Below are 8,770 nucleotides of genomic sequence, written 5' to 3' on the forward strand. Positions count from 1 at the left end.
CTTGCCCGAATAGAGAGCGTCCATGCCGATTGAAGTTTTGATGCCCGCGCTCTCGCCGACGATGGAGAAGGGCAACCTTGCCAAGTGGCTGAAGCGGGAAGGCGACGCGGTCAAGTCCGGCGATGTCATCGCCGAGATCGAAACCGACAAGGCGACGATGGAGGTCGAGGCGGTCGATGAAGGCACGCTCGGCAAGATCCTCGTCCCCGAAGGCACCGCCGATGTCGCGGTCAATACACCGATCGCAGTGCTGCTCGGCGATGGCGAGGATGCATCGGCGATCAGCGCGGCGCCGCAACGCAACCCCGAGCGGCCGGATACGCAGCAAAAGATCGAAGAGTCGCAGGCCCCGGACGCTCCCGTTTCCGAGGAGCCGATCGAAAAGGACGAGTCCATCTCGGCCGTCGCGACCCCGCCGCAGCCGGAACAGGAGCCCGAACCGGATGTTCCTGCCGGCACCGAGATGGTGACTCAGACTGTTCGCGAAGCCTTGCGCGACGCGATGGCCGAAGAGATGCGGCGCGACGAGTCCGTCTTCGTCATGGGCGAGGAGGTCGCCGAGTATCAGGGCGCCTACAAGGTGACGCAGGGCCTCCTTCAGGAATTCGGGCCAAAGCGAGTGGTCGATACGCCGATCACCGAGCACGGCTTTGCCGGCCTTGGCGTCGGCGCCGCGCTCGCCGGATTGAAGCCAATCGTCGAATTCATGACCTTCAACTTCTCGATGCAGGCGATCGACCAGATCATCAATTCCGCGGCCAAGACGCTCTATATGTCCGGCGGACAGATGGGCGCCTCGATCGTGTTCCGCGGGCCGAACGGCGCCGCCGCGCGTGTCGCTGCACAGCACAGCCAGGATTTCTCCGCCTGGTATTCGGCGATTCCCGGTCTGATCGTGATCGCGCCTTATACGGCGGCCGATGCCAAGGGCCTCCTCAAGGCCGCGATCCGCAATCCCAATCCGGTGATCTTCCTCGAAAACGAGATTCTTTACGGCCACTCGTTCCCGGTGCCGAAACTCGATGACTTCGTGCTGCCGATCGGCAAGGCGAAGGTGGTGCGGCCCGGCAATCACGTCACCATCGTGTCGTTCTCGATCGGCATGACCTACGCGCTCAAAGCCGCCGAGGAGCTTGCCAAGAAACACATCTATGCCGAGGTCATCGATCTGCGCACGCTGCGTCCGATGGATGATGCCACGATCATCGAGTCGGTGAAGAAGACCGGACGGCTGATCACGGTGGAGGAAGGCTGGCCGCAGAGCGGCATCGGCGCCGAGATTTCCGCACGCGTGATGGAAAAGGCGTTCGATTGGCTCGACGCCCCGGTCATGCGCATTACCGGCAAGGATGTGCCGATGCCGTACGCGGCGAACCTCGAAAAGCTGGCGCTGCCTTCGGTCGCCGAGATCGTCGATGCCGCAAAAGCTGTGACATACCGGTAGCGGAGCTCGCGATGCCGATCGACATTCGCATGCCCGCGCTCTCTCCGACGATGGAGAAGGGCAATCTCGCCAAGTGGCTGAAGAAAGAGGGCGACGCCGTCAAATCCGGCGACGTCATCGCCGAGATCGAGACCGACAAGGCGACGATGGAGGTCGAGGCGGTCGACGAGGGCACGCTGGCCAAGATCGTGGTGCCTGAAGGCACCGCCGATGTGCCGGTCAATCAGGTGATCGCGGTGCTCGCGAGCGAGGGCGAGGACGTGAAGGCTGCGGCGAGCGCTGCGAAGGCTGCCCCGGCGAAAGCGGCAGCTGCTCCTGCTCCTACGGCCGCGAAGCCTGCGCCAGCCCTCGAGGCTCCTGCTGGGCGGGCCGCTCAGGATGAGGCTCCGAAATCAGAGGCCAAGCCGCAACCCGCTGCTCCTCGTCCTGAGGAGGCGGGAAGCGCTGTCTCGCAGGGCGCAGGCCCGAAGGCCAACGGCGGTGCTCGCGTCTTTGCTTCGCCGCTGGCGCGCCGGCTCGCGAAGGAGGCGGGCCTCGATGTATCCCAGATCCAGGGCACCGGACCGCATGGCCGCGTCATCGCGCGCGACATCGATGCGGCCAAGGCAGGCAAGGGACTGAAGGCGACGCCTGTTGCCGGTGCGCCGGCCAGCGCCGCGACGGCAGGAGCGGCGGCAGCTCCTGCAATGAGCGATCAGCAGATTCTCGGTCTGTACGAACCCGGCTCTTACGAGAGCATCCCGCATGACGGCATGCGCCGCACCATCGCGCAGCGCCTGACCGCGGCGACCAACTCGATGCCGACCTTCTACCTGACGGTGGATTGCGATCTCGGCAAGCTCACCGCGGCGCGCGAGGAGATCAACGCCGCCGCCGGCAAGAATGCGGAGGGCAAGCCGCTCTACAAGCTTTCGGTCAACGACTTCGTCATCAAGGCGCTGGCGCTGGCTCTGCAGAAAGTCCCGGAAGCCAATGTGTCGTGGACCGAGAGCGCGATGCTCCGGCACAAGCATTCCGACATCGGCGTTGCCGTGGCGCTGCCCTTCGGTCTGATCACGCCGATTATCCGCCAGGCCGAACTCAAGTCGCTGTCCACGATCTCCAACGAGATGAAGGAGCTCGCGGCGCGCGCCAAGGCCAAGAAGCTGAAGCCGCACGAATACCAGGGCGGTTCGTCATCGGTATCCAATCTCGGCATGTACGGGATCAAGGACTTCACCGCCGTGATCAACCCGCCGCAATCGTCGATCCTCGCGGTCGGCACGGGCGAGGAACGTGCCGTGGTGCGCAACGGTCAGATCGTCGCCGCGACGATCATGAGCGTGACGCTCTCATGCGATCACCGCGCCATCGACGGCGCGCTCGGCGCGGAGCTTCTGGTGGCGTTCAAGAAGCTGATTGAAAATCCGGTGATGATGGTGGTGTGACGCGCTCGCCCGGGCAACAGGACCCATTCACCCCGGCGTCAGCCCCTTCGCCTTGATCATGCCTTGCGCTTCGGGCGTGCGTAGATAATCGAGCATCGCGCGCGCGATATCCTTCTGCTTTGAGTCCGACAGGACACCCATCGAGAATTGCGTCACCTGATCGAGCGCGCCGGGGAGGGGACCGAGCAGTTCGGCGCCTTCCACCGCGATCAGTTCGGAGATCTGCTGCACGGCGAAGTCGGCTTCGCCGCTCACCACCGCCTTTGCCGCCGGTGACGCGCTGATCGCCTTTTTCTTGACCTCGTCGAGGATGCCAAGCTTTTTCATCGCATTTTCGAAATTGTTGCCGCTCAGGCCGCCTGCGGAATAGGCGATCGTCCTGGCCTCCAGGAGCGTCTTGCGCAACGCCTCGGGCGTCGAGATATCCGGACGCGGCCCGCCGGCCTTGATCGAAACGCCAACCTGCGCCCTCGCCAGGTCGACGCGCTCGCCCGTCACCTTCTTGTCCTTGATCAGGGCGTCGATATTGCGGTCATTGGCGATCAGGAGGTCGCCGGTTTCGCCGGCCTCGATCTTCTTCACCAATTGCCCCGACGGCGCGACCACGAGGTTCACCTTGTGGCCGGTCGCGGCGGTAAAGCGCGGCGCGAGCTCCAGGCACGAGGTCCGCAGGGCCTGTGTGCAGAACACCGTGAGTTCGGCGGCCGACGCACCGCCGCTACACAAGGCAGACAGGCCGAGCGAAGCGGCCGCAAGGGACTTGAGCACAAGGTACTCGCGCATGGACGTCCTCCCGTGTGTTTTCTTTGCAGGCTATTCCTGCTATCCGGCCGCGACAATCTCCCTTTCACGGCGACGCCAGAGAACCGGAGACCGAGTGGCTGGCACGTCCTTCGACACCTTCATTGACCCCGGCGCGCGGCGTTTATTTCACCCCTCGTCGCGGCGCCCGGCTCTTTTGCCGGCCGAGAATGCGGTTTTGCGGAGATGAACAAGCGGTGGCCCTGGATCGTCCCCCTTGTGACGCTTTTGCTCGCGCTGACGCCGCCGGCATTTGCGCTCATCCACGCCGCGTTTATTTCATCGGACCCGTTGGGGCGGAATATTGCGTTCCCATTAGTGGTCATGGCGCTGTCGGTCGCCTGCGCCTTGACTTTGATCGAGTGCGGCATACGAAGTCTCATCCTGCGCAACCGCGCCAAGCGGACTGGAGAATAGCGTGGCGGATACGTCCTTCGACATCATCATCATCGGTTCCGGTCCTGGCGGCTATGTGACGGCCATCCGCGCCGCCCAGCTCGGTTTCAAGACCGCGATCGTCGAGCGCTCGTTCCTTGGCGGCATCTGTTCCAACTGGGGATGCATTCCCACAAAGGCGCTGCTGCGCTCGGCCGAGATCTACCATTACATGCAGCACGCCAAGGATTACGGCTTGTCGGCCGACAACGTGAAATTCGACATGCCAGCGGTCATCAAGCGCTCGCGCGGCGTGGCCGGACGCATGAATACCGGCGTCGGCTTCCTGATGAAGAAGAACAAGATCAGCGTGATCTGGGGCGAAGCCTTCATCGATGCGCCCGGCAAGATCACCGTGAAGACATCGTCCGTCGAAGCGCCGAAGGGCTCGCTCGGGCCGGGGACCTATCAGGCCAAGCACATCATCGTCGCGACCGGCGCGCGGCCGCGCGTCCTGCCGGGCCTCGAGCCGGACAAGAAGCTGGTCTGGACCTATTTCGAGGCGATGAATCCGGACCGAATGCCAAAGTCGCTCCTGGTCGTGGGTTCAGGCGCGATCGGCATCGAATTCGCGTCCTTCTATCGCACCATGGGCGCCGCCGTGACCGTGGTCGAAGTGCTGCCGCAGATCCTCCCCGTCGAGGATGCCGAGATTGCCGCGCTGGCCCGCAAGCAATTCGAGAAGCAGGGCATGACCATCATGTCCGGCGCCAAGGTGGCAAAGCTCGACAAGAAGGCGGACAGCGTCGTCGCCACCATCGACGATGGGAAGGGCAAGACGCAGACCATCGAGGTCGAGCGCGTCATCGCCGCCGTCGGCGTGGTCGGCAATATCGAAAATCTCGGGCTGGAAAAACTGGGCGTGAAGACCGATCGCGGCACCATCGTCATCGACGGGATGTGCCGCACCAACGTGCCGGGCATCTACGCCATCGGCGACGTCGCGGGTCCGCCGATGCTCGCGCACAAGGCCGAGCATGAGGGTGTGATCTGCGTCGAGGCGATCAAGGGCCTGCACCCGCACGCGATGGACAAGCAACTCATTCCCGGCTGCACCTATTGCTTCCCGCAGATCGCGTCCGTGGGCCTCACCGAACAGGCCGCCAAGGACAAGAAGATCGATATCCGGGTCGGCCGCTTCCCGTTCATCGGCAATGGCAAGGCCGTCGCGCTGGGCGAGGATCAGGGCCTCGCCAAGGTGATCTTCGACAAGAAGACCGGCCAGTTGCTGGGCGCGCATCTGGTCGGACCGGAAGTGACCGAGCTCATTCAGGGGTTCGTGGTCGCGATGAATCTCGAGACCACCGAGGAAGAGCTGTTCCACACCATCTTCCCGCACCCGACATTGTCGGAGACGATGAAAGAAGCGGTGCTCGACGCTTACGGACGCGTCCTGAACATGTAGTCGCGCCATCGCGCGACCATGTGTGCAATTGTCAGCGCTGGGTGAGGGCGGTGCGGCGCGGCCGCTTGGTTTCGACGACAACGACGCGCGGCCTTGAACCCGGGCCAATGGTTGTGACCGACGCGGTGCGCTGCTCCTTGCGGGCGGGCGCAAGCTTCAGCATCGCCGCACGCACCTCTTCCTGAGGCAGGCCGATCAGCGAAGCTGCAATTTCGACCTGCTCGTCGCGATCATCCGTCAGACCCTGAGCGGCAGCGATGGCGTCCTCGACGCTCGGCTCCTCCCGACGGACTCGCCGCACACCGTATTTGGTGTTCCAGGCGGGGCGTTTGGTGTCGTTCATTTCTTCTTTCCTTTGCTGCCTGATTAGCAGTCTTCATGATGCGGCGCAATATAATATTGTGCGCCGCAATAACAAGCGGGTTATCCGACGTCGCGATGTGAAATTTCGATGACGCGCGCGCGGGAGGCTAATTCTTCGACCAGCGCATTGGCCGCGGCGCGATTCGGACCATCAAGATTAGCATCCCACTCGTCGAGAAGGTAAATCGGCGCCTCGGTATGGGCGACAATCTCCTGAAGCGACTTGATCTGCCGCTCGCCCGACGAGAATCCCGGTTTGCGCCTGCGGCGCCTGGGGGCTTCTTCATCCTCGTCTTCGTCGGCCTCGGGTTGCTTGGTGGCAAACTGAAAGGCGAGTCGGTCGGTCGTCGGCCAGTAATAGGCGCGGTTCTTGACCTCCCCCTTCAGCGCCGCGAGCAAGGTCGACTTGCCCGAGCCGTTGCCGCCGCGCACATTGATCCGCCCGGTCGGAGACGCCAGCAGCAGGCGCAGGGCGTCGTCGACCGATCCCACGACTTTCACTTCGCCGCCTTCGCGCAGCACCAGTCGATCGAACTTGATGCGGCGGTTGAAATGCGGATCGGGCTCCGGCCGCATGTTGTCGGCGATGCCGCCGACCCGCGTCCAGGCCGCGAGCACGTCGTTGAAGTCGATCGCGAGTTGATGCACCTCGTTGGTCATGTCGATCTGCCGCGGCAAGGTCGCCGCCATGCCGATCAGCAGCACGGTATTGCCGGCATCACGGAAAGCGATATAGGCCAGCGTCGTGAACACTATGGTGAGGCCGAAGATTGCACCGGCGGCGCTCAGACCCTCGCGCGCGACGATCACGCGGATGGCGGCTTGCAGGCAGCCGCGCGCGCGCTCCTTGAAGCCGGCGAACCAGAGCCGCAGATTGTAGCGGTTTCCCGCGAAAACATTGTCCCACAACGTATAGCCATGCGCGGTGACGCGATTATTCCAGCGCTGGCTGTCGAGATAGATTTCGGTGACCCGCTTGCGCACGAGGTATTGCAGCAGGATCAACGTAGTGAAGACGGTGCCATAGGCGAGGGGAAGGAGACCATCGATCTCCATTCCGAGCACGATGGAATTGAAGATCAGCGCCAGCAGGATCTTGAGCTGGCCCTCGACCTCGTACATCAGGCGATAGATGGTGTGGAAGGTCTCGCCGGTGAGGAACGGTTCGACCTGTTCGCGGGCATGGCGGTCGCCGAGCAGCGTCGGAAAGTGGCGGTTATCCCGCGCGAATTTCGTGACGTAGAGGCCGAATGCGCGCATCCCGGCCCGTTCGGCATAAATCCAGCTCACGGCCCCGGCTGCATAGGCAGCGCACTGGACCACCAGAATCCATATCAGGTCATAGACCAGCTGACCGCCGCCTTCGGCCACGTCGCGTCCGGCCTTGATCACCAGCCAGGTCGTCGCCGCCGACAACAGGGCTTCGACCACCAGCAGAACGAAGGTGACGTACATCGGCCCGCACATGAAAAAACGTACGAACTGAAGCCGTGTGAAAGGCTCGCGGGTCACGGTGTCGCGGGTCATTTACGGATGTTCCAAGGGCCGGGCCGGGACATTACCGACCTTGCGGTGAATGGTGGCAAAACGTAATTAGAAAGCAGGGCTAGGGTTCCGGGACGGCAGGCTTTTTGAGGCCCCTCATTTGACGGTCATCATCGACACCATTTCGCAGCCGCGGCCGCGACACCCGGAAAAGGCAAATCGGCCTGACAGCCCGATCCTGCAAAAGCCGGACTGGATCCGGGTCAAGGCCCCGGTCTCGAAGGGCTATGCCGCGACCAGGGAGATCGTGCGGGAAAACCGGCTGGTCACGGTCTGCGAGGAGGCCGGCTGTCCCAATATCGGTGAGTGCTGGGAGAAGAAGCACGCCACCTTCATGATTATGGGGGACACCTGCACCCGCGCCTGCGCCTTCTGCAACGTCCGGACCGGGCTGCCGGACCCGCTGAATCCGCATGAACCCGATCATGTCGCCGAGGCGGTGGCCAAGCTCGGGCTGTCCCATGTCGTGATTACCTCGGTCGACCGCGACGACCTCGACGACGGTGGCGCTGCGCATTTCGCCCGCACGATTGCGGCGATCCGCCGCTCCTGTCCGACGACCACAATCGAGATCCTGACGCCGGATTTCCTGCGAAAGGACGGCGCGCTCGAGCAGGTCGTCGCCGCGAAGCCGGACGTGTTCAACCACAATCTGGAAACCGTGCCCTCGCGCTATCTCACGGTGCGCCCCGGCGCGCGGTATTTCCATTCGATCAGGCTGCTGCAGCGTGTGAAGGAACTCGATCCGGCGATGTTCACCAAGTCCGGCATCATGGTTGGACTGGGCGAAGAGCGGAATGAGGTTCTGCAATTGATGGACGACCTGCGCAGCGCCGACGTCGATTTCCTGACCATCGGCCAATATCTGCAGCCATCGCGCAAGCACCATCCGGTTGTGCGCTTCGTCACGCCTGATGAATTCAAGTCCTATGAGACCGTGGCCTATGCCAAGGGCTTTCTGATGGTCTCGGCCTCGCCACTGACGCGTTCGTCACATCATGCGGGTGAGGATTTCGCGGCGCTCAAGGCGGCGCGTGAAGCGAAAGCCTGAATCGAAATGCCCGAGTTCACCACGACACGTCGTGTCCGGCACAACGCGTCCGACATGTTCGATCTCGTCGCCGATGTCGAACGTTATCCGGAATTCCTGCCGCTCTGCGCCGGCATGAAGGTGCGCAGTCGCAAGGAAGAAGCCGAAGGCGTGGTCGTGATCGTCGCCGATATGACGGTGGCCTATAAACTGATCCGCGAAACCTTCCGCAGCCGCGCGACCCTCGATCGCGCCAACCTGCAGATCCTCGTCGAATATCTCGACGGGCCGTTCAGCCGCATGGAAAATCGCTGGGAATT

General features: G+C 63.1%; 9 protein-coding genes. 6 read left to right on the plus strand and 3 right to left on the minus strand.

Features of this window, described 5'->3' with window-relative positions; all coding sequences use genetic code 11:
* Positions 1–22 precede the first annotated feature (22 nt).
* Both VN004_RS04730 and VN004_RS04735 read left to right on the plus strand, forming a co-directional pair.
* On the plus strand, positions 23–1,444 hold the full coding sequence (locus tag VN004_RS04730; protein ID WP_325607525.1) for a pyruvate dehydrogenase complex E1 component subunit beta: 1,422 nt from the start codon (positions 23–25) through the stop codon (positions 1,442–1,444).
* An 11-nt stretch (positions 1,445–1,455) separates the two neighbouring features.
* Positions 1,456–2,871: a pyruvate dehydrogenase complex dihydrolipoamide acetyltransferase gene (locus VN004_RS04735; RefSeq protein ID WP_325607527.1), complete on the plus strand. Its 1,416-nt coding sequence runs from the start codon at positions 1,456–1,458 to the stop codon at positions 2,869–2,871.
* 27 nt (positions 2,872–2,898) lie between these two features.
* Here VN004_RS04735 and modA read toward each other — a convergent pair whose 3' ends face one another.
* Positions 2,899–3,654 carry a molybdate ABC transporter substrate-binding protein gene (gene modA, locus VN004_RS04740; protein ID WP_325607529.1) on the minus strand — a complete coding sequence of 252 codons (756 nt, stop codon included), beginning with the start codon at positions 3,652–3,654 and terminating at the stop codon, positions 2,899–2,901.
* Positions 3,655–3,858: 204 nt separating this feature from the next.
* Here modA and VN004_RS04745 point away from each other — a divergent pair, with 204 nt between their 5' ends.
* Both VN004_RS04745 and lpdA read left to right on the plus strand, forming a co-directional pair.
* Positions 3,859–4,089, plus strand: a complete 231-nt coding sequence (locus VN004_RS04745; RefSeq protein WP_325607531.1) for a hypothetical protein — start codon at positions 3,859–3,861, stop codon at positions 4,087–4,089.
* 1 nt (position 4,090) lies between these two features.
* Entirely contained in the window at positions 4,091–5,512 is a 1,422-nt protein-coding gene (gene lpdA / locus VN004_RS04750) for a dihydrolipoyl dehydrogenase (protein ID WP_325607532.1), read from the plus strand.
* Between the two features lie 31 nt (positions 5,513–5,543).
* Here lpdA and VN004_RS04755 read toward each other — a convergent pair whose 3' ends face one another.
* Entirely contained in the window at positions 5,544–5,855 is a 312-nt protein-coding gene (locus VN004_RS04755) for a hypothetical protein (RefSeq protein ID WP_325607533.1), read from the minus strand.
* Positions 5,856–5,935: 80 nt separating this feature from the next.
* Entirely contained in the window at positions 5,936–7,402 is a 1,467-nt protein-coding gene (locus VN004_RS04760) for a hypothetical protein (protein WP_325607535.1), read from the minus strand.
* A gap of 118 nt (positions 7,403–7,520) precedes the next feature.
* Here VN004_RS04760 and lipA point away from each other — a divergent pair, with 118 nt between their 5' ends.
* Both lipA and VN004_RS04770 read left to right on the plus strand, forming a co-directional pair.
* The gene (gene lipA / locus VN004_RS04765) at positions 7,521–8,471 is read left to right on the plus strand and encodes a lipoyl synthase (protein ID WP_325607537.1); all 951 of its coding nucleotides are present in this window, start codon (positions 7,521–7,523) and stop codon (positions 8,469–8,471) included.
* 6 nt (positions 8,472–8,477) lie between these two features.
* On the plus strand, positions 8,478–8,770 hold a 293-nt coding region (locus VN004_RS04770; protein ID WP_325607539.1), incomplete at its 3' end, for a type II toxin-antitoxin system RatA family toxin.

The organism is Pseudorhodoplanes sp. (assembly GCF_035565855.1).
GTDB lineage: Bacteria > Pseudomonadota > Alphaproteobacteria > Rhizobiales > Xanthobacteraceae > Pseudorhodoplanes.

Bases quoted from the DNA above. Each gene is read 5' to 3' on its own strand.
- modA (WP_325607529.1), bottom strand. From the start codon at position 3,654: ATGCGCGAGTACCTTGTGCTCAAGTCCCTTGCGGCCGCTTCGCTCGGC.
- VN004_RS04755 (WP_325607533.1), bottom strand. From the start codon at position 5,855: ATGAACGACACCAAACGCCCCGCCTGGAACACCAAATACGGTGTGCGG.
- VN004_RS04735 (WP_325607527.1), top strand. From the start codon at position 1,456: ATGCCGATCGACATTCGCATGCCCGCGCTCTCTCCGACGATGGAGAAG.
- VN004_RS04745 (WP_325607531.1), top strand. From the start codon at position 3,859: ATGAACAAGCGGTGGCCCTGGATCGTCCCCCTTGTGACGCTTTTGCTC.
- VN004_RS04760 (WP_325607535.1), bottom strand. From the start codon at position 7,402: ATGACCCGCGACACCGTGACCCGCGAGCCTTTCACACGGCTTCAGTTC.
- VN004_RS04730 (WP_325607525.1), top strand. From the start codon at position 23: ATGCCGATTGAAGTTTTGATGCCCGCGCTCTCGCCGACGATGGAGAAG.